The sequence below is a fragment of the Streptomyces sp. NBC_00414 genome, from assembly GCF_036038375.1.
Classification (GTDB): Bacteria; Actinomycetota; Actinomycetes; order Streptomycetales; family Streptomycetaceae; genus Streptomyces.
Map to the genome: position 1 here is coordinate 5,945,682 of NZ_CP107935.1, position 18,794 is coordinate 5,964,475.

General features: G+C 68.1%; 17 protein-coding genes. 9 read left to right on the plus strand and 8 right to left on the minus strand.

The annotated features are described in order from the left end of the window. Nucleotides 1-46 precede the first annotated feature (46 nt). The 6 genes from OHS59_RS25855 to OHS59_RS25880 form a co-directional block, all read right to left on the minus strand. Complete coding sequence (locus OHS59_RS25855) at nucleotides 47-1,261, minus strand: enoyl-CoA hydratase/isomerase family protein (RefSeq protein ID WP_328495779.1); 1,215 nt, start codon at nucleotides 1,259-1,261, stop codon at nucleotides 47-49. A 2-nt stretch (nucleotides 1,262-1,263) separates the two neighbouring features. Next, nucleotides 1,264-1,563, minus strand: a complete 300-nt coding sequence (locus OHS59_RS25860) for a hypothetical protein (protein ID WP_328495780.1) — start codon at nucleotides 1,561-1,563, stop codon at nucleotides 1,264-1,266. A gap of 53 nt (nucleotides 1,564-1,616) precedes the next feature. Continuing rightward, nucleotides 1,617-2,702: a hypothetical protein gene (locus OHS59_RS25865; RefSeq protein WP_443061647.1), complete on the minus strand. Its 1,086-nt coding sequence runs from the start codon at nucleotides 2,700-2,702 to the stop codon at nucleotides 1,617-1,619. Next, nucleotides 2,699-3,367 (minus strand): hypothetical protein, encoded by a 669-nt coding sequence (locus OHS59_RS25870; protein WP_328495782.1) that lies wholly within the window; start codon nucleotides 3,365-3,367, stop codon nucleotides 2,699-2,701. The genes OHS59_RS25865 and OHS59_RS25870 overlap by 4 nt, the downstream gene beginning before the upstream one ends. 250 nt (nucleotides 3,368-3,617) lie before the next feature. After that, nucleotides 3,618-3,992 carry a hypothetical protein gene (locus OHS59_RS25875; RefSeq protein WP_328495783.1) on the minus strand — a complete coding sequence of 125 codons (375 nt, stop codon included), beginning with the start codon at nucleotides 3,990-3,992 and terminating at the stop codon, nucleotides 3,618-3,620. Then, nucleotides 3,989-4,246: a hypothetical protein gene (locus OHS59_RS25880; protein ID WP_328495784.1), complete on the minus strand. Its 258-nt coding sequence runs from the start codon at nucleotides 4,244-4,246 to the stop codon at nucleotides 3,989-3,991. The genes OHS59_RS25875 and OHS59_RS25880 overlap by 4 nt, the downstream gene beginning before the upstream one ends. Before the next feature lie 162 nt (nucleotides 4,247-4,408). On the opposite strand from OHS59_RS25880, the gene OHS59_RS25885 reads away from it, so the two are divergent. Together OHS59_RS25885 and OHS59_RS25890 are read left to right on the plus strand one after the other, a co-directional pair. After that, on the plus strand, nucleotides 4,409-4,690 hold the full coding sequence (locus OHS59_RS25885; protein WP_328495785.1) for a winged helix-turn-helix domain-containing protein: 282 nt from the start codon (nucleotides 4,409-4,411) through the stop codon (nucleotides 4,688-4,690). 242 nt (nucleotides 4,691-4,932) lie between these two features. After that, the gene (locus OHS59_RS25890) at nucleotides 4,933-6,279 is read left to right on the plus strand and encodes a metallophosphoesterase family protein (protein WP_328495786.1); all 1,347 of its coding nucleotides are present in this window, start codon (nucleotides 4,933-4,935) and stop codon (nucleotides 6,277-6,279) included. Between the two features lie 30 nt (nucleotides 6,280-6,309). On the opposite strand, the gene OHS59_RS25895 is transcribed toward OHS59_RS25890, so the two are convergent. Next, nucleotides 6,310-7,296, minus strand: coding sequence for a hypothetical protein (locus OHS59_RS25895; protein ID WP_328495787.1), 987 nt, complete (start codon nucleotides 7,294-7,296; stop codon nucleotides 6,310-6,312). Between the two features lie 203 nt (nucleotides 7,297-7,499). On the opposite strand from OHS59_RS25895, the gene OHS59_RS25900 reads away from it, so the two are divergent. The 4 genes from OHS59_RS25900 to OHS59_RS25915 all read left to right on the plus strand — a co-directional run bounded on the left by OHS59_RS25900 (nucleotide 7,500) and on the right by OHS59_RS25915 (nucleotide 14,371). After that, on the plus strand, nucleotides 7,500-8,147 hold the full coding sequence (locus OHS59_RS25900; RefSeq protein WP_328499356.1) for a hypothetical protein: 648 nt from the start codon (nucleotides 7,500-7,502) through the stop codon (nucleotides 8,145-8,147). Nucleotides 8,148-8,283: 136 nt separating this feature from the next. Further along, nucleotides 8,284-12,996: an RHS repeat-associated core domain-containing protein gene (locus OHS59_RS25905; protein WP_328495788.1), complete on the plus strand. Its 4,713-nt coding sequence runs from the start codon at nucleotides 8,284-8,286 to the stop codon at nucleotides 12,994-12,996. Then, on the plus strand, nucleotides 12,984-13,508 hold the full coding sequence (locus tag OHS59_RS25910) for a hypothetical protein (RefSeq protein WP_328495789.1): 525 nt from the start codon (nucleotides 12,984-12,986) through the stop codon (nucleotides 13,506-13,508). Before OHS59_RS25905 ends, OHS59_RS25910 begins: the two co-directional genes overlap by 13 nt. 566 nt (nucleotides 13,509-14,074) lie before the next feature. Beyond that, entirely contained in the window at nucleotides 14,075-14,371 is a 297-nt protein-coding gene (locus tag OHS59_RS25915; protein WP_328495790.1) for a hypothetical protein, read from the plus strand. Between the two features lie 37 nt (nucleotides 14,372-14,408). Here the strand turns inward: OHS59_RS25915 and OHS59_RS25920 are convergent, their stop codons facing one another. Then, nucleotides 14,409-15,383 (minus strand): hypothetical protein, encoded by a 975-nt coding sequence (locus OHS59_RS25920; RefSeq protein ID WP_328495791.1) that lies wholly within the window; start codon nucleotides 15,381-15,383, stop codon nucleotides 14,409-14,411. A gap of 475 nt (nucleotides 15,384-15,858) precedes the next feature. Between OHS59_RS25920 and OHS59_RS25925 the strand changes: the two genes are divergently transcribed. The 3 genes from OHS59_RS25925 to OHS59_RS25935 are packed head-to-tail and all read left to right on the plus strand — an operon-like array spanning nucleotide 15,859 to nucleotide 18,779. Beyond that, complete coding sequence (locus OHS59_RS25925) at nucleotides 15,859-16,599, plus strand: hypothetical protein (RefSeq protein WP_328495792.1); 741 nt, start codon at nucleotides 15,859-15,861, stop codon at nucleotides 16,597-16,599. A 21-nt stretch (nucleotides 16,600-16,620) separates the two neighbouring features. Beyond that, nucleotides 16,621-17,472 (plus strand): hypothetical protein, encoded by an 852-nt coding sequence (locus OHS59_RS25930; RefSeq protein WP_328495793.1) that lies wholly within the window; start codon nucleotides 16,621-16,623, stop codon nucleotides 17,470-17,472. After that, nucleotides 17,469-18,779 (plus strand): CpaF family protein, encoded by a 1,311-nt coding sequence (locus OHS59_RS25935; protein WP_328495794.1) that lies wholly within the window; start codon nucleotides 17,469-17,471, stop codon nucleotides 18,777-18,779. Before OHS59_RS25930 ends, OHS59_RS25935 begins: the two co-directional genes overlap by 4 nt. Nucleotides 18,780-18,794: the final 15 nt, after the last annotated feature.

Genomic DNA, 18,794 nt, shown 5'->3' on the forward strand with positions numbered 1-18,794 from the left:
TTTCTCTCTTGCGAACCGGGGCAGATCGGATCGATTACGGGGGTGGTCAGTTTCCGTAGTCGTTGTTCGCGATGGTGTTGGCCTTGTGGCCGGTGAGGGCAGATTTGATGGTCGCGTCCAGGGCGCGCCCTGCGTTACCGATCGGCGCGATCACTTCGGCGCTCTTGACGAACGGTAGCTTCGACCCGATCAGGTTGATTCCCTGGGTGCCGAGCCATTGTCCTTGGCGGACGTTCTGCAGACCGCTCTCGACGGCGAGAGTCATACGACTTCCCCCCTCGCCGAGTTTGATGACGGGGATCGTCTTGGAAGGACCGAAGAGAAAGAACATCTTGCTTTCCTCTGCGGCTCCCACAAAACCCGAGCCGAGCTTGGCGGCGCGCGCCCCGGCATTGGTGCCCTTGGCGAGCGCCGCGGTGCCGGTGAGTCCTTTGACGCCGGGCAGAACTCCGAGCGCGTCGAATCCGATATCGACCCAGCTGACGTCCGCACCCGCTGCCTTGGCCACCAGGTGGGTCAGCAGCGCGGCCCCGCTCGTGACCATCGCCGCAGCCGCGAAGACCGCGCCGATCGGTTCGAAGGGCGCGGTGATGATGGCGAGGACACCCAAGGCGCTGCTGATCAGGCTCAGTACGTCGCCGATCTGCTTGATGAGGTCGGCGTGCTCCTGGAGCCAGTCACCTACGGAGTTCCATGTGTCCGCAACCCCCTTGGTGAGCTTGTCCCAGAAGCCCGGCTCGTCCGGGGCTATGTCGCCCGCCTTGTCGAGTTCCTTGCTGATGGCGCCGGCGGCCCGCTTGTAGCGGTCCTCCAGGTCGTGGACCTTGCCGGTGACCTCGTCGACCGCGCCGGAAGCCTTGCCGAGTTCCTCGCTGCCCTTGCCGTCACCCTTCGCGTCGGCCTTCTGCTGGGCCGTCTCGCGGGCCTCCAGCTTCTCGCCGGCCGACTTCTCCAGGCGGTTCGCCTCGTCCTGGAAGTCCTGTAGCTCGTTCGCCCACCGGTGCAGCGCGCGCGAGGCCTTGTCGAAGGAGTCGTGGCTCTTGCTGATGAGCGGGGTGACGTCCTGGCCGACGTACTCGGTGAAGGCGACCGCCGTCCTGCCCTTCCAGGCGCCGGCCTCGATCCGCTCCAACTCCCGCAGTGTGGTGCCCAGATCGCTTGCCAGGCCCCCGAGCTTCTTCGCGAGGTCCCGGGTGTCGTCGACGTCCCCCGGCGTCGGATCCCAGCCTATGTGGGTGAAGGCGGGGCGCTTGCCGGCCACGTCTACTTGTCCTTCTTCTTCGTCTTGAGGGACTCGGCGAGATCGTGGTCGAGCTTGCCGAACTCCTCGCCGATCTTGTTGATCATCTTCACGGCACCCTGTGTGTGCTTGCCGAGCTGTTTGATGCCGTAGCCCCAGTCGTCGGCGAACTCGTGCACGTCCTCGACGAGTCCGCTCTCGCCGACCGCGGAGCCGTCCGCCCCGCGGAGCGTGCGGCGCGCGCTGTCCATCCGGTCGCTGATCGTCGAGAAGGTCTTCTTCAGATCCTCGAAGACGGTGTCCTCGAGGCGCAGGTCACTCATGAGTACTCATAGCCACTCGTGTGGGGGACGGAGGGTCGGGAGGGGAAGGGAAGTCAGCGGTTCACCGACTGGATTTCCTCCACCGTGATGTTCTGGACCGCCTCGATCGTGCCGTCCGGCATGCCGACCGCGCCCGCCTGGCCCGTACCCGTCCAGCTGATCTCCCAGGTGAGGGCGGCCTTGAGGGGGAGCGTCTCGCCGCCGGAGGAGCGGCGGTAGATGATGCCGCAGGGCGGCGTCTCCCCGGCCTTGCCCTTGGCGTAGGGCTCGCCGATCTTGCCGTCGACTATGGGGCAGCCGCCGTCGGCCGGGATCGTCGTCGCGTCCGCCGTACCCGGGCTCAGCGTCAGGGATTTCGGCTTCGCCGTCGTGGTCGCCTGGATGTTGAAGCCGGGGACGTTGATCGCGGCTGTTGCCTGGACCTCGTCGAACACCGCCTCGTCCAGCCACGCCCACGTCGGCAGGTTCACCTTGGTGATGGCCTCCGGGGCCAGCGTCACCTTGGTGCCGGGCAGTTCCATGTGCTGGTACGCGAGAGCCGCCAGCATCTCCGGAGTGATGGCCTGCTCGTACCGCGCGGGCGGGGCCTCGCCGTTGTCGACCCAGAAGGGCATGTCGGAGCATGCGGTCCGCTTGAGGTAGTCCGGCTCGTTCGGGTTCTCTACGCCGGCCCAGAACATCCCCTCGCCGTCCTTGTCGACGTTGTAGTCCTTGTAGCCGGGGGTGTCGGTCCAGCCGAACTCGTCCTCGTAGTGGCGCTGTGTCTCGCCGAGCGCCGCGCCTGCGTGACCGGCCATGCCGGGCTTGCCCATCTGGGACTTCAGGCTCTCGGACATCTTCTTCTTGAAGTCCTTGGCGCCCATGTACGGGGCGTACCAGCAGGAAGGCGGCGTCCAGTTGACGTCGGCGGACGCAACGTTTCCGGCATTGCCGTTCTTGGTGACGGCTCCGGAGTACTGGACGCTGGCGGCGGCGTAGATGCCGGTGGAGTCCTTCCCGCCTTTTCCATCAGCGCTGGCGCCGGTGCCATCGCGGGGTGTCTCTCCCGCATGGGCCGGTGCCGCGAGGACGAGAGTGCCGACGGTGAGCGTCAGGGCGACTGCGCCAACGCTGAGTGGTGTACGCCGAGCCGCCTTCACTGGCACTTCGCCGCCTCCTCCTCGACGAAGACCTTGGACGCCTGCCACAAGTCGTCGCCTGTGGGGTACTTGACCATGATGATCTTGTAGTGGCTGAAGTCCGTGGGGCTGGGGTCGGTCTTGAGGACCTTCCCTGACTTGACTTCCTTGCCGTAGAACTTGCTCGCGTCCGAGCAGAACGCGACCTCCACGGAGTTGCCGTTCGTGGTGGACCGGGTGGCGCTGTCGTAAAAGCGGCGAGTTCCGGTGGCTGTCCAGCCACCGTCGAGCCGTTCGCCGATCTGCACCTGCGCGTAGTGCAGACCGTCACCGGTGGAGTAGGCGGTCACGGCCGCGCCCTCCGCCGTGCGCTCGTGCACGCCTTTGTAGATGGCGCGGAGGTAGTTCGCGGCGTCATCCATAGCCGCCGCCTCGTTCTTGGCCTTCGGCTTGTCCCAGTCGAAGACCAGCTTCATGTCCTTGGGCAAGGACACGTCCACGCCGTCAGGCTTGTCCTTCGCCGCCCCCGCCGGCTCCGCCGACTTCGTCGGCTTCTTCGATCCCTCGTCGGCGCCCGCGATCCTGTCCTTGTCGCTGGACTTGTCATCCCCGCCGCCGCACGCCGTGAGCAGCAGAGCTGCGGTCGCGACGAGCGCGGCAGCAACGGGCAAAGAGCGGCGCTTCACAGTGAACCCCCGTGAGATTTGGACGTATTCAAGAGCTGCGACGGTATCCGTGGGGCCAAAGGTTTCGCTACCGCGAACTTCCCGCCATGGCCGGTCGGACATGGAGAAATCAGGGCAAGCCGACGGCGTAAGTGACCCGATCGTGTCTGAGCGCACAGCGGTCCCGGGTACGCCCCCGGTTGCGCCTCGGGGTGCGCCCGGACATGCCCCGGGCCCCGGACGCCGACACGCGTCCGGGGCCCGAGGCGCCTCAGTTCTGCTGGGCCGCGCCGCGCTCCGACGCCCGGCAGTGCGGACATCCGCACGGCGGATACGCCGACGTCTGCGGCAGTGGCGGCGGCAACGGGCCGATTCCTCCGCCGGTCCGGATCTCGACCCTGCTCCGCTCCCCGGTCACGGTGCCCCGCGCGTCGACCGTGTAGACCCGCAGGGTGAGGCGCGCGCTCCGAAGAGGGGGTTGTGTGAGCTCCAGTACGTCGGTCATCGGCGGGTACTGGTCCGCACACTCCGGGCGCGCGTAGACGTTGAAGCCGGGACCCGTCGCCGCGTGCACCTCGTGGACCAGCACCGGCTGGGTCGTTACGCGGTGGCAGCGGGCGCACATCCGCACCGCGGGGCGTGTCATCGGGCGGCCACGGGGGTGCCGTGGATGCGGTACGGTCCGACGTCGATGCCGACCGTTGCGAGGTAGAGGGCTCGGCGGCGTTCGCGTTGGCGGCGGTGTTCGGCCGCGCGGCCGGTGAGGATCCTGTTGTGCCGGGGCGGCGGGACCGGGATGAATCGGAGGGGTGGGAGTGCCCCCAGGCGGTGCCGCCCGCGCGGGCGTGGGGTGCACAGGTTCAGCACCCTGGCGAGGAGGCGGAGAGTAAGGTCCAGCACGTTGACGCTCCTAATAAGCGTTGGCCATGCCCCGGGACGGGTCGCACCGTCGCCGGGGTGTTTTGCGTAACAGGCGCGCTACAGGGTGCAACTGGGAGGTGTATAGCGGTTAGGTGTGCTCCAACGAGTCATGCAGTTCACTGCTGTCGTACGTTGTTCGATATGACACCGGAGTCAGGACAGTGGCCGATCGACCCGACGAAGATCGCCTACATCTATATGCATATGGCGGACCACATCGAGGCCCGCATCCGTTCCGGGGAGCTGTCACCGGGGGCGCGGCTGCCGGGTGAGCGTGACCTGGCGGAGGAGTACGGGGTCGCACACCTGACCGCCCGCCGGGCGACGCGCGAACTCCGCGAACGCGGCCTCGTCATCACCCTGCCCGCCAAGGGCACCTTCGTCGCGTACCCCGAGACGACTGGCGACGGGCAGGAGTCGTAAGACAGCCGTAGGACAGCCGTAGGACAGCAGTAGGGCAGCCGGGGGAGAGTCGTGGGACAGCCGTAGGCGTCCGTAAGGACCCTTGGAAGTTCGCGTTCACCACACGTGGGCACAAAACAGGCATGCCATGCTGCCTCTCCGCCCCGCACGCCCTCCTCCGAACCCTCCACTCCGCAGCCTGTCGCGGGGCGGCGCAGGCGCGCCGGCCGTCCGACCCCGACCGAAGCCCCGACCCCGACGCCGTGTCCGCCTTCAACCTGGAACTGGTGACCCTCACCGAGGACCTGGCCGTCATCACCTGGCACACCGGTGTCGAAACGGAGGGCGAGGTCGTCTACGGCACTCACCCCGCCCGGCTGAACCGGACCGCTTCCGAGGACCGCCACACCGCGCACCACTATGTGGAGCTGACCGGTCTCGAACCCGGTCAGACGTACTACTACCAGGCCCGTTCCCGGGGTTCGGCGGCTACACCGACGCCCCTGCACCTGGTGAGCGGCAACGCCGTCGGAACCTCCCTCCACGGATTCGGCTCCCACGGCGGCCCGTACTCCTTCACCACCCCCCAACCCCCGCCCGGCCGCCACCTGTTGTCGGTCGCGCTCTGCAACGACCTGCATCTCGGCGAGACCACCGCCGGACTGGTGACGGGCGTGCCGTTGCTGCGCGGGATCTCGCAGCGGCTCGGCCTAGGCCCGTACCCGGAGATCATGGGAAGGGCGCTGGTGGAGGAGGCGCACCGGCGCGGCGCCCGCCATCTGCTGGCCGCGGGGGACATATCCGCCGGCGGGGCGCCACGGGACCTGGCGGAGGCCAGACGCCTGCTGGACGGATTCGGCACGCACGGGCAGGACTACTTCGTCGTACGCGGCAACCACGACCGGCGCGGACACCACGGCCCTCAGGGGCGGCGCGGGGACAACTTCCTGGACGCGTTCCCCGCCGACGACGGGTCGGGCGGCGAGTCGGGGGCCGGGGCCGGGGTCGCGTACTTCGCCCGCGACCTCGGCGGGCTGCGGATCGTCGGACTGGACACGTACGAGAAGAAGGGGAGCGGCGCCGGTTCGGGTGGTCTGTCCGAGCGGCAACTCGCCTGGTTCCAGGCCGATCTGAAGGCACACAAGGACCAGCCCACCCTGGTCTTCGGGCACCACCCGCTGACCGTGCGCAACTCGCCGTTCCCCGTGACGAGCGGGCAACGCCTCAACCGTCGCCAGGCCCGCACGATCCTCGACGCGTACGCCGCCGCCCCCGGCGTCTTCCTCCACCACGCGGGCCACACCCACCGCAACAAGCGCACGGTCCTCCCGCAGGCGCGGCACGTCACGTTGCAGGAGGTGGGCGCGGTGAAGGAGTACCCCGGCGGTTTCTGCCTGCTGCGGATCCACACGGGCGGCTACGCCCTCAACTACTACAAGTCCAGCAGCGCCCCGGCGCTGGAGTGGAGCGAACGCAGTCGGCGCGTGGCGGCGGGCCTGTGGCCGCAGTACGCCCTGGGCCGCTCGGTCCAGGACCGCAACAGCGTCACCGTCCGCGACCTGTCGGGCATCACGCCTGCAGCGACGAGGGTCTCCGCAGCGCAGGGCTGACGTTCGGCCGGTGCGGTACCGGGAAGGTGGCTACCTCGGCGAGTCGCCGAGTGCGGAAGGCGGGAAGTGCCGTGCACTCCGCAGTTCCTCCTGCTCGTCGGGCGAGTAGTCCTCCCAGTGGTACTCGCCGATATCGGCTTCGGTGCCGTCGGCGTCGATGAGCATGTCCAGATCGGAAATACCGAAGAACCCGTGAGCCGTGCTTGGCGCCACCGCGGCCACTCGGTAGCAACCGCACAGGTTCTGAGTGACCACCGGAGCTCCGGCATCTGGCGCCTGCGCGGCTACGAAAGCTTCGGCCGTGTCGCGCTGGGCCGGGGTGAGCGAGTCCAGCGGTACGAGGTCGGGCTGGTCGACGATATGGCGGGTGAGGCCCTCGCGCCTGAAGCTGTTGAGCCGGCACCAGGAGCCGTCGGCGAAGACGACCTTCACGTCGTGGCTGCCCTTGAAGTTCCGTCGCTCGATCGTGCCGATGGCGGACAGCGGGATCTCCCACAGCACCTCGTCCTCGACGGTTTCCGAGTCCCGCTCCTTGAAGGGCAGGCCCACGACGACCAGACGGCGGTCGGTGACGATCGCGTGGGTGCGGTAGTGCTTCTGTTTCGCGCGACCCGGGTCCAGCTGCCAGGGGAGAGTGCGGGCGATGGTGCCAGGCGCTGCCCACATCACGGGAAAGTCGTCGATCTCGTCGACACGGTCGTCGGTACGGTTCGAGCCCGGATTCCCGTCCACGGTCAGTCCTCCGAAGGAACTGATGACGCCCACGACGAGGTTGCCCAGGGTGAGCGCAACAGTCCTGAGAATGCCAAGCCCCAGCGCGCCGCCACCCGAACGGGCCGCGTACACCCGCCCTGCGGGCCAGCCCGGCAACTCGTTCTGGATGTCATTGCGCTCGGTGTCGCGGAACCAGCGCATCCCCCGGACACGCGCTGCGGCACCCGAGGCGAAGGTGACCGGGGTACGGGTCAGCAGGATTTCTCCCGGACCGGGCTGCCAGTAGTCCATCTCTGTCTGCATCCTCGGGTTCGCGGTCGACAATTCGAAGGCGGTCTCCGCCCGCGCCTCACTCTGGCACTTCGCCCGGTACGTCGCCGGGGCCGGGTCCGGGTCCGTACCGGCACCGGACCTCGTAGGCTCTCCCCGGGTCACGAACGTCAGCTCGTGTCGTGGCCTTCGCAGCCTTCGCGACCGTCGTGCCCGACCGGGGGAGTACAGCCGACATGGCCCGCTACATGGAAACGCTCACCATCGAGCGCGGTGGTTTTCGGATCAAGGTGCCGGAGTCGTGGTGGGAGTTCGACGTGCGGCCCGAGTCGCGGGGCGACTCGATCCGGCGCATGGTCGACGAACGCGTGCGGCAGCAGCCGGAGGTGCGCAAGTACAAGGACACGTACACCGCCTTCCTGCAGAAGGCCGCGGCGGACGCATGGAAGTCGGGCGCGTTGTACTGCGGCTGCATGGCCGAGAGTTTCGGCGGTGACGTCCCGATCACCGGATCGATCACCGTCTCCCTCGTCGGCGGGCGTACGAAGGACGGCGAGCCCCTCTCCACCGACCCGCAGGTCATGGCGGGCCGGCTCGCCGTGCGCGAGGCCAAGAAGGAGGGCGACGCGTGGCGCAAGGTGACCACGGTCGACATCCCGGACGTGGGCCCGGCCGCGCGGACGTACGGCATCGAGGACATCCCCGTACCCGATGACGCCCTCAAGCGCACCATCCGCGCCGTGCTGATGCAAACGTTCATCCCCGTCCCGGGCCAGGAGGGCAAGGTCGCCCTCGTCGCCGGGAGCAGCCAGGTGCTCGACCTCGCGGACTCCTTCTTCGACATCTTCGACGCGATCACGTCGACGTTCCGCTTCGCGGAGTAGGCCGACCTCCGGCAGACCTCGTGACCTTTTCACCGAACGCCCGTACCAAGTAACTTCACTTGTGCGTACGTGTGGTTGACGGGGTTGGCGTGACGGGGGTTGCGTGGTGGCGGGGTATCGGCCGACGGACTGGCATGTGCTGGATCTGGAGAAGGATCCGACGCCTGGGGATCCGGTCCGGGTGAAGTCGTTGGCCAAGAGCCTGCACGATTTCGCCGATGACGTGCAGGATGCGCTGCGGCTGGTGAAGGGGATGGCGGATGAGGATGCCGTCCTGGCGATGGTGGGCAAGACCGCGGATGTGTTCCGGGACGAGTTTTCCGGGGTGCCGAAGAATCTCAAGAAGCTGAAGAAGTCGTACGACCTGGCGGGGGACGCGCTGGCGGCGTACTGGCCGCAGCTGGAGCGGGCCCAAGTCCTCGCCGACAAGGCGCTCGTCAAGGGGCGTGAAGCCCAGGCCGACCTCTCGTCCGCCAAGTCCAAGCTGTCGTCGGCTGATTCGTGGGTGACCCGCGCCAACAAGGAAGCCGATAAGTACAAGGATGATCCCGGGGCGGCGGGCAAGGACGTTCCGAAGCCGGATGAGGCGAAGGTGCGGGCCGCGACGAGGGACGCCCAGAGTGCGAAGGACGCGCACACCGCCGCTCAGTCGGATGTGACCTCCGCGCAGAGTGCCCTCGACGCGGCGAAGAAGATGGCCGCGGATGCCCGTCAGATGCGTGAGGACGCCGCGGGGGAGGCGAAGCGCAAGCTCGACGACGCTTCCGACGCCGGGATTCAGAACCGTAAGTGGTACGAGGAGGTCGGCGACTGGTTCGTCGACAACTGGGACACCATCGTCGCCGTCTGCAAGGTCGTCGTCGCCGTTCTCGGCATCATCGCCCTCATCATCGGGGGGCCGATCCTCGGCGCGATCGTGCTCATTGCCGCGCTGATCGTTCTCGCGGACACCCTCAATAAATATATGAAGGGGCAGGCGTCCCTGTGGGATGTGGCGTTCGCCGCCCTCGACTGCATTCCGGGGATGAAGGGGCTGACCACCCTCGGTGGGCTCGCCAAGGGACTCAAGGGGCTCGGGAAGATAGGCCTCAAGGGCATGGCCCAAGGGCTGCGGGGTCTGGCGAAATCCCTCAGGAGCGGTGCGGGTGATCTGGCCAAGCGGGCGAAGGCGCTTGCCGGGCGCTGTCCCGGGGGTGATCCCATCGACATGGTCACCGGTGAAATGCTCATGTACGACACGGACGTCGAACTTCCCGGGCTGCTGGCGATGGTTCTGCGACGCACCCACATCTCCACCTATCGCGAAGGCCGGTGGTTCGGGACATCATGGGCGTCCACATTCGATGAGCGGATCGAACTGGACGGTCAGGGCGTCATGTTCGCCGCGGAGGACGGCATGGTCCTGGCCTATCCGGCGCCTCGGCCGCATGAGACGACTATGCCGTTGGAAGGCCCTGAGTGGCCTTTGGAGTGGGACGGGCCCGACAGTGGCACGCTACGCGTAAGTGACCCGGCCGCCGGAATCACCCGCCATTTCGAGGCGATCACCGAACCTCTCCCCGGCATGCCGTACACCATGGCTCTTTCCGCGGTGACCGATCGCAACGAGAACCGGATCGACTTCGAGCGGAGCACCGACGGGACACCGGTCGAGGTTCGTCACTCGGGCGGCTATCACGTGGATGTCGAGACGACGGACGGCCTGGTCACCGCACTGCGACTACGTGACGATGTGGATACGGATTCGGATTCGGATTCGGATACGGATACGGGCGGGCGCGGCGCGACGGAACTGCTTCGCTACGGGTATTCGGCCGAGCGGAATCTCACCGAGATCCGTAACTCCTCAGGCCTGCCCTTCCGGCTCACCTACGACGATCACGCCCGCATCACCTCGTGGACCGACCGCAACGGCAGTTGGTACCGATTCGAGTACGACGACGAGGACCGCTGCGTCGCAGGCCGGGGAGCCGACGGGTTCTTGGACTGTGCGATCGCCTACGACCTGGAGCATCGGACGACGACGTACACCAACTCCCTCGGGCACGAGACCCGGCACCATTACAACGAGCTCTATCAGCTCACCGGTGTGACGGACGCCCAGGGCCGACGGGAATCACTGGAGTGGGACCGCCGCGGCCGTCTGCTCAAGCAGATCGATCCCCTGGGGCGTGAGACCGCCTACACCTACGACGAGGCGGGCAACGTCACGTCCATCGTCGGGCCCGACGGCCGGCGGGCCACCGCCGAGTACAACGACTGGCACCTTCCCGTCGTGACGGTCGGAGCGGATGGTGCGCTGCGCACGTACGAATATGACGACCACGGAAATCGCACCGCTGTGACCGAACCCCGCGGTGCGGTGACCCGGTTCGCGTACGGCCCGAAGGGCGTACTCACCGGAGTGACCGATCCACTGGGTGCGACGGTGGTCGTCGACAGCAATGCCGCCGGGCTGCCCGCACGGGTCACGACTGATTCGGGCGCGACCGTGGAGTACTCCCGGGACGCCTTCGGGCGGGTCACCGCGATCACGGATCCGTTGGGCGGCGTGACCCGCGTCTCGTGGACCACGGAGGGAATGCGGCAGCGGAGAGCCGGGCCCGACGGGAGTGTGGAGTCCTGGAGCTGGGACGCGGAGGGAAATCTCCTCTCGTACACCGATCCCGCCGGGGCGACCACCAGGTCGGAGTACACGCACTTCGACCTGCTGGTGGCCAGGAGCGATGCCCTGAACGGGACGCTCCGCTTCGACTACGACACCGAACTCCGGCTCGCCACAGTCACCGACGACCGGGGCCTCACCTGGAAGTATGCGTACGACGAGGTCGGCCGTCTGGTGGCGGAGGAGGACTTCGACGCGAGGTTCCTCACCTACACGCACGACGAGGTGGGCCGCCTCGTCAGGCAGACCAACGGAGCTGGCGAGCAGGTCGAATACCAGCGTGATGTGAACGGCAACGTCGTGCTGAAGCGCGTCGGAGACTCGGCCACGGAGTTCCACTACGACGATGCCGGACTGCTGAGGGAGGCGGTCTCTCCCGGTGCCAGGATCACGCTCCGGCACGACGACTACGGGCGTGTCACCGAGGAGACGGTCAACGGCCGTACCAGTACCTTCGCCTATGACCTGGCCGGACGGCGAACGACAAGGGTGACCCCATCCGGAGCCCGGAGCCAGTGGTCCTACGACGCCGACGGCCTGCCGAGCGAACTGGCCGCCTTCGGCCACGCCCTGAGCTTCGCGCATGATGCCGCGGGCAGGGAAGCGGAGCTTCGGCTGGACGACCGGGTCTCGGTGCGGCAGAGCTGGGACGAGGCGCATCGTCTCCGTCGGCAGCAGGTCGCAGCCGCGGACGACGGGCCGGAACGAGGCGCCTTCGCCACCGCGGTGATCGACCGCGAATACCTTCACGGCGCCGCCGGTCTGCTGGGGACGACGGAATTCCAGAGGGGCGGTACGCAGTACGAGTTGGACGGCGGGGGCCGGGTGACCTCGGTCCGGGCAGAGACCTGGACCGAGAGCTACGCCTACGACTCCTCCGGAAATTTGACGTCCTCCGGGACGACGGCGGCGGGAGTGGCCGCCGGACCGGTCGAAGGGCCGGCCGACAGCGCCGACCGGGGAGGCGACAGCGGGACCTCGCGACGCTTCACCTACGCCGGGAAGCGCCTGACCCGGGCCGACCGGACCACCTACGAGTACGACGCGCAGGGGCGTGTGGTCCGCCGTACGAGGAGAACTCTCTCCGGTGGCCGGAAGAGCTGGACCTACTCGTGGGACGCCGACGACCGGCTTACGCATCTGCTCACTCCGGACGGCGACTCCTGGCGCTATACCTACGACCCGCTCGGCCGTCGGATATCCAAAGAGCGGCTCAATCCTTCGGGCGAAGTCGACGAAGCGGTCTTCTTCGTCTGGGACGGAAATCGTCTGGCGGAGGAGATACGCGACGCAGGAGCGGACCGCAGCGCCAGCGTCACCTGGGAGTACACGCCCGACAGTCACCGGCCTGTCGTCCAGGACCGGCGCGAGTGGATGCGGGACGCGCCGCAGGAAGAAGTGGACCGCCGCTTCCGGCTCATCGTCAGTGATCTCGCCGGCAGCCCCACCGAACTCATCTCGCCCGAGGGGCGGCCGACCTGGAAGAGCAGCTCGTACCTGTGGGGAGAGCTGCGGGGACAGGACCGGCCGACAGGCGAATGTGCTCTCCGGTTTCCCGGACAGTACTTCGATGCCGAGAGTGAGCTCCATTACAACCATTTCCGTTACTACGATCCTCACTCGGCCCGCTACATCTCGCCGGACCCTCTCGGGCTCATGGCCGGGTCGGACCACTATGCGTATGTCGTCAATCCGCTCACCTGGTCGGACCCTCTGGGGCTTCAGTCCTGCCCCACCTTCAAGGGGCTGGCCTGGCTGACGGAGAAGATGCTGAAGCGTCCTTCGTTCCGGTATCAGCGCGTTGTCTCCGGGCTTGACTACGAACAGGTCTGGAAGCTCTCGGACGGTCGAGCCGTGCATGTGGACGGCGGTCCCACGAGTGGCTGGATCATGGAGGCGAAATTCACCGGTGGCCGGGAGAGCGAATGGGCCAAGTCCGCCTACAACCCAGAGAGCAAGTTCTACAACGAGCAGAAGATAACCGATCAGGCGGCCAAACTGATGGAGCTGAACAACGGCCTCGGAGGAAAGGGTGTTCGTTATGCGATATCAAATGCTGCGGGTGCCGCGCATTTCCGGGAATTGCTTGGCAGTAAATTCCCGGAGGCGATAGCCGATGGTACACTGGCCGTCTTTCATGTGCCCGGTAACGGAATGAGCGGAATGAGTAAATGGTTGACCTGAGTGTGGAATTGAGCCGGCTGTCCGACCTTCAGCAGCTCACCGGGCAGGCCGTGGAGTCGGTTCTCGTCGACTGTGGCTGGGTGGGGGAGCGCAGGAATCCGGTGAAGGACTGGGCGACCACCTGGAGCCGTGATGACGCCGCCGCGTGGATTCAGGGTGACGGGCCGTCCGTGGAAGTGGAGTTCACGCTCTGGTACCGCGAGGTCGAGGAGGAGCGGGCGGACCTCGACACGTACATGGACGAGTTGTACGACGCCGCTGTCGCCGAACTGCCGCCCGTCGTGGACCAACTGCTTTCCGGAGCGCTCGGGCCCCGTCTCGAAGCCTCCGGCGAGGACCTGACCGGTGGCGCGGACTTCATCGAGCACACGGCGTGGAGGGTCGCGGACAAGGTCGTGCTGGCCGGAGTGAAGCAGGACGACACGGATACCCCGGTGCAACTGGTCGTCGTGCTGCGCGCATACGGCACGAACGAGGGGGCCGACGACGAGGGCGAAGGTGAATGGCTCTGAGCCCTTTGCCGCACACGCCGTACTTGCCACGACTGATGCTGGCGTGACCGTCATCGGTGAGTGGATCGGTGGATGGGCCGGGCGCATGGACACGCTGTGCTCGACCTTCATGGAGCGGTTCGCGTCCGAGTTCGGCTACTCGCCGGACGAGAACCGCGTCACGCGCGCCGCGAGTTCAGCCACCGTGGAAGGCCTACCCGATGGGCTGACCGCCTTCTACCGCTGCGTGGAGCAGGTCAGCCTCCCGGACGTCGGCTCGGGCTTCTTCGTGCACTCGGAAAGCCGGACCGTGGCCGGGCTGCGTGGCGACCTTCCGACGCGGATCGTCGGCCCGCGGGAAGATTCCGTCGTCGTCTTCGGATCCGACGGCGGAGGTGCGCTGTTCGCGCTGAGTGTCACCGACGGGTCGACCGTGTACCGCCTGCCCCCTTCGAGGGTCGAAGGAGGCGTCTACACGGCAGGGGCTGTTCCGCCCGAGGTCGTCGCCCCGGATCTGGCGGGTTTCCTGTCGCTTCTCGAACGGGAACTGGCAGCCATGATCCAGGTCCGGCCGACGGAGGGGGCAAATGATCGACCTGAGCGCGGAGATGAGTCGTCTGTCCGACCTCGGACAGCTCACGGGGCAGGCCGTGGAGTCGGTTCTCGTCGGCTGTGGCTGGGTGGGGGAGCGCAGGAATCCGGTCAAGGGCTGGGCGACCACCTGGAGCCGTGATGACGCCGCCGCGTGGATTCAGGGTGACGGGCCGTCCGTGGAAGTGGAGTTCACGCTCTGGTACCGCGAGGTCGAGCAGGAGCGGGCGGACCTCGACACGGATACCCCGGTGCAACTGGTCGTCGTGCTGCGCGCATACGGCACGGACTAGGTCCACCGCTCGCGTGGCGGTATCCGCGCCGCTTCGGTCAGCCCCGGTCCTTCGCCGCTTCCTCCTCCAGCAACCCGCGCAGCACCGGCGAGAGTTCGGGCACGGTCGCGCCCGCCGACTGGGCGGCGGCGAGGGCTTGTACGTACTCCACCGCCGACTCCCGCAGGCGTTGCCGCTCGCTGCCCCTGCGCGCGCCCGCCACCCACGTCGCGATCGCCAGGGGGACGGCGAGGGCGGTGGCGACGTAGCCGAGGGGGTCCGTCTCGGAGAACGCCCAGATCACACCGCCGAGGCCCACGAACAGCAGGAGGCAGCCCGCCTCACCGTGCCGGCCTCCCTCGTCCGCGGTCGCCTCGTACGACGCGACCGCCGCGGGTTTCACGGGCGCGACGGCCGGCGCGGGAGTGGTCGCTGGTACGGCCTCGGGGGCGGGCGGGGGAGTCGGTGCCGTTGACGGCGGCTTCACCTCTTCGGGGGATTCGGCGGCAGACGTCGGCTCCGCCGGCAGCGCCCCCACTTCCCCGTACACAGGAATCGGCACCGTCTCCCGGTCCCCGCTCATCGGCCGGCCCACCAGCCAGCGCGGTACGTGGGTCACCGGCACCCCGTGCGCGCGTGCCAGGCCCAGTACGTGCCGGTAGCCCGTCAGCCTCGGGTGCAGCAACTGCCGCTTCCAGCGGCGCCGTACGAACGTGAGGCATGCCACGGCCGCGAGGAACAGCGGGATCGCCGGCCCGTACGCCGGCTCCGGGCGGCCGTCGAAGGCGGGCACCGCCGAGCCCGCGAACGGCCACACGACACCCGCGACCAAAACCAGCGTGCCCAGCCACATCAGGGGGCCGTGTTCGGCGGCGCCCACCGCGCGCCGGTGCCGCTCCAGCATCTCCGCCGTCGCCGCGTCGTCCGTGTAGTCGAAGTCGATGCCCGGGCGGGTACCGATGTCGCGTACGCAGGAGAGGAGCCGGGTGTCCCTGGACAGCGCCGCACCACTCACGGGGAGAAGTCCCGTCACCGCAACCAACTCCGCCCCGTCACCGACGGCCACCCGTCGTCCCCGCCTCGTCCACCCTCGGCTGAAGATCGTCCCACGCCCTCGACGAGCCCCCGTGAGCGTGTCGTGCAGGGATGATGGACGGAGCGTGACCGGCGCCCGGCCGGGCGGGCGCGGATGATTCGCTGGTGCACAGTGGCGGGCCCGTGAGGGAGGCCGTGTGCGGCACCTCTCCCGGGTGGGAACCGGACGCCCCGCGTTGCGCGTGGATAACGTCGTGGTGGGTGAGGTTCGCGGTCGTGGTCGCGCCTTGAGGGGCTTATGTGCTGCTGATACGGTGCGACGGCTTGACACTCGTTCCGGCCACGACTGTTCGACAGCTTTTCGACGGCTATTCGACCGGGTCGGACGGTACGCCCCGTGAGGGCCGAGTGCGTCAAGTGTGCCAAGTGTCCTGAATGACGAAAACCTTCTTGGGTGTACGGGGAGCGGTTGCGTGAAGATCCAAGAGCGTACGGGGGCGGGCAACAACCGTTCCTCCGCGCCGGTTCAGCCGACGATGGGGGAGCGCCTTCCCTCGCCGCCTCGCGAGCGCAAACCGGCGCTGGCCGCGCTCGCGGTGCTGCTGATCCTCGTGGGTGCGCTCGGCGCGACCATGCTCGTACTGCGCGCGGGTGACCGTATCGAGGTCATCAAGGTGACCGGTGACATCCAGGCCGGCGAGTCCGTCGGCAGCAAGGTGGAGTCGGTGCTGGTGGCCGACGACGCCGGGGTCAACTACATCAAGTGGAACCAGCTCGAAACCCTCAGGGGACTCAAGGCCAAGTCCACGATCTACGCGGGCACCCTCGTCATCGGCCAGATGTTCGGCCCCAAGAGCAGCCTCGCGGACGGCAAGGCCATCGTCGGCCTCTCCCTCAAGGAGGGCCAGTACCCGGAGGGCATCCAGTCGGGCGACCTCGTGGCCGCCTACCAGGTCGGCAACACCGGCTCCTCGAACTCGAACTCCGACTCGGACGACGAGACGGGTTCCGGCTCGACCGGTTCCGCGGGCAGCTCCGACACTCCGATCGTCGACGACGCCCGTGTCACCTACGTGCCGGACGGCAAGGGCGACAGCACCATCAGCAGCACCAACCAGCGCATCACCGTGACCGTCGACGAGAGCGACGCCGCCGCGCTGGCCCGCGCCGCCGCGGCGAACCAGGTCGCACTCGTCAAGGTTCCCGGCAACTAGCGGCGGAGAGTCACACACACCATGGCCCTCATCGCCCTCGCCGCGGACAAAGGCTCCCCCGGCGTCACCACGACGGCCGTCGCTCTCGCGGCGGTCTGGCCGCGCCGCACGCTGCTCGCCGAGACCGACCCGGCCGGCGGCGACCTCGTGTACCGCAGTGCCGCGGCGCACGGCGGACCGCTGAACCCCAACACCGGCATGCTGTCCATCGCGGCCACCGCCCGCCGCGGCCTCGTACCCGATCAACTCTGGGACCACGTACAGCCGTTGAGCGGTGGTCTCGAAGTGCTCGTCGGGCTCGGGCACGCCGAGCAGGCGGCCGGGCTCGCGGGTCTGTGGCCCACCCTCGGCCGCGCCTTCGCGCAGCTCGCCGACTCCGAGCACGCGCCCGCCGACGTCATAGCGGACTGCGGACGGATCAGCGGGGACTCCCCGGCCGTCGAGATGTTCTCGCAGGCCGCGCTCGTCCTGCTCGTGTCGCGCACCGAGCCGGAGGCCATCGCGCGGGTCCGCGACCGGGCCGCCGCGCTCACCACCAGGCTGCACGGCGGACCGCGCGGTGCGGCGCCGCTCGGCACGCCCCTCATCGGCGTCGTGCTCATAACCGACCCGGGTGACTCCGCCAAGATCGTCCACCAGGTCAACGACATGCTGACAGCCGGGCAGACCGGCGCCCGTGTCGTCGGCACGATCGCCGAAGACCCCACGGGCGCCGACCAGTTGGCCGGCCGCAAGCGCGGACGGCTCGACAAGTCGCTGCTCATCCGCTCGGCCCGCAAGGTGACCTCGGACCTCTACCAGCAGTTCGGCGCGGCCTGGTCCGTACCGGCCGGCGGTCCCCACGGACAGCCCACCGCCGGAGCCGGCCGATGACCGCTGTCGACCACCAGCTGGTCAAGCGGTTCCGGCAGGACGCCGGTGACCGGATCGCCGAGCAGCGCCGCCTCGACCAGGTCTCCGGCGTCACGCCGATGTCCAACGAGGACGAGCGCCAGTACGCCCGCGCGGTCATAGCCCAGATCCTGGAGGACTACGCCCGCACGGAGATCAACTCCGGCCGGACGCCCCTGGACGCCGAGACCGAGGAGCAGTACGCGGCAGCCGTGCACGCCGCCCTCTTCGGTGTCGGCCGCCTCCAGCCGCTGCTCGACAACCCCGAGGTCGAGAACATCGACATCAACGGGTACGACCAGGTCTTCGTCGGCTACGCCAACGGCGAGGAGGTCAGAGGAGATCCCGTCGCCGAGACCGACGAGGAGCTCATCGAGCTGATCCAGATCCTCGGCGCCTACTCGGGTCTGTCCTCCCGGCCCTTCGACTCCGCGAACCCGCAACTCGACCTGCGGCTGCCGGACGGTTCGCGACTGTCCGCCGTCATGGACGTGACCCGCAGGCCCGCGCTGTCCATCCGTCGCGCCCGCATGGGCAAGGTCTTCATGTCGGACCTCGTCGGCAACGGCACGCTCACCCCCGAGGTCGGGCACTTCCTCGCCTGCGCGGTCCGGGCCCGCAAGAACATCATGATCGCGGGCGCGACCAACGCCGGCAAGACGACGCTCCTGCGCGCGCTCGCCAACGAGATCCCGCCGCAGGAACGCCTCATCACCGTCGAACGCGCCCTGGAACTGGGCCTCGACACCTTCGCCGACCTGCACCCGAACGTCGTGGCGTTCGAGGAACGGCTGCCCAACTCCGAGGGCCAGGGCATGATCTCCATGGCCGAGCTGGTCCGGCGGTCGCTGCGTATGAACCCCTCGCGCGTCATCGTCGGTGAGGTCCTCGGCGACGAGATCGTCACCATGCTGAACGCGATGTCGCAGGGCAACGACGGCTCGCTGTCCACGATCCACGCCAACAGCTCCCACGAGGTGTTCAACCGCATCTCCACGTATGCGCTCCAGGCCACCGAACGCCTGCCCATCGAGGCCAGCCAGATGCTCGTCGCGGGCGCGGTGAACTTCGTCGTCTTCGTCCAGCGGCGCAACAACTTCGAGTCGGGCGGCCGGCTCCAGCGCGTGGTCACCTCGATCCGTGAGGTCAACGGCGTCGACGGACGCGTCCTGTCCAGCGAGGTGTTCGCCGAGACACCGGACGGCCGGGTCCTGCCGCACGCGCCCCTGTCCTGCCTCGAAGACCTGATCCAGTACGGCTATCGCCTGCCCGGCGGGAACTGGGGGTGAACTGATCATGCATGA

Bases quoted from the DNA above. Each gene is read 5' to 3' on its own strand.
- OHS59_RS25935 (WP_328495794.1), top strand. From the start codon at position 17,469: ATGACCGCTGTCGACCACCAGCTGGTCAAGCGGTTCCGGCAGGACGCC.
- OHS59_RS25930 (WP_328495793.1), top strand. From the start codon at position 16,621: ATGGCCCTCATCGCCCTCGCCGCGGACAAAGGCTCCCCCGGCGTCACC.
- OHS59_RS25895 (WP_328495787.1), bottom strand. From the start codon at position 7,296: ATGCAGACAGAGATGGACTACTGGCAGCCCGGTCCGGGAGAAATCCTG.
- OHS59_RS25885 (WP_328495785.1), top strand. From the start codon at position 4,409: ATGACACCGGAGTCAGGACAGTGGCCGATCGACCCGACGAAGATCGCC.
- OHS59_RS25875 (WP_328495783.1), bottom strand. From the start codon at position 3,992: ATGACACGCCCCGCGGTGCGGATGTGCGCCCGCTGCCACCGCGTAACG.
- OHS59_RS25910 (WP_328495789.1), top strand. From the start codon at position 12,984: ATGGTTGACCTGAGTGTGGAATTGAGCCGGCTGTCCGACCTTCAGCAG.
- OHS59_RS25915 (WP_328495790.1), top strand. From the start codon at position 14,075: ATGATCGACCTGAGCGCGGAGATGAGTCGTCTGTCCGACCTCGGACAG.
- OHS59_RS25900 (WP_328499356.1), top strand. From the start codon at position 7,500: ATGGCCCGCTACATGGAAACGCTCACCATCGAGCGCGGTGGTTTTCGG.
- OHS59_RS25860 (WP_328495780.1), bottom strand. From the start codon at position 1,563: ATGAGTGACCTGCGCCTCGAGGACACCGTCTTCGAGGATCTGAAGAAG.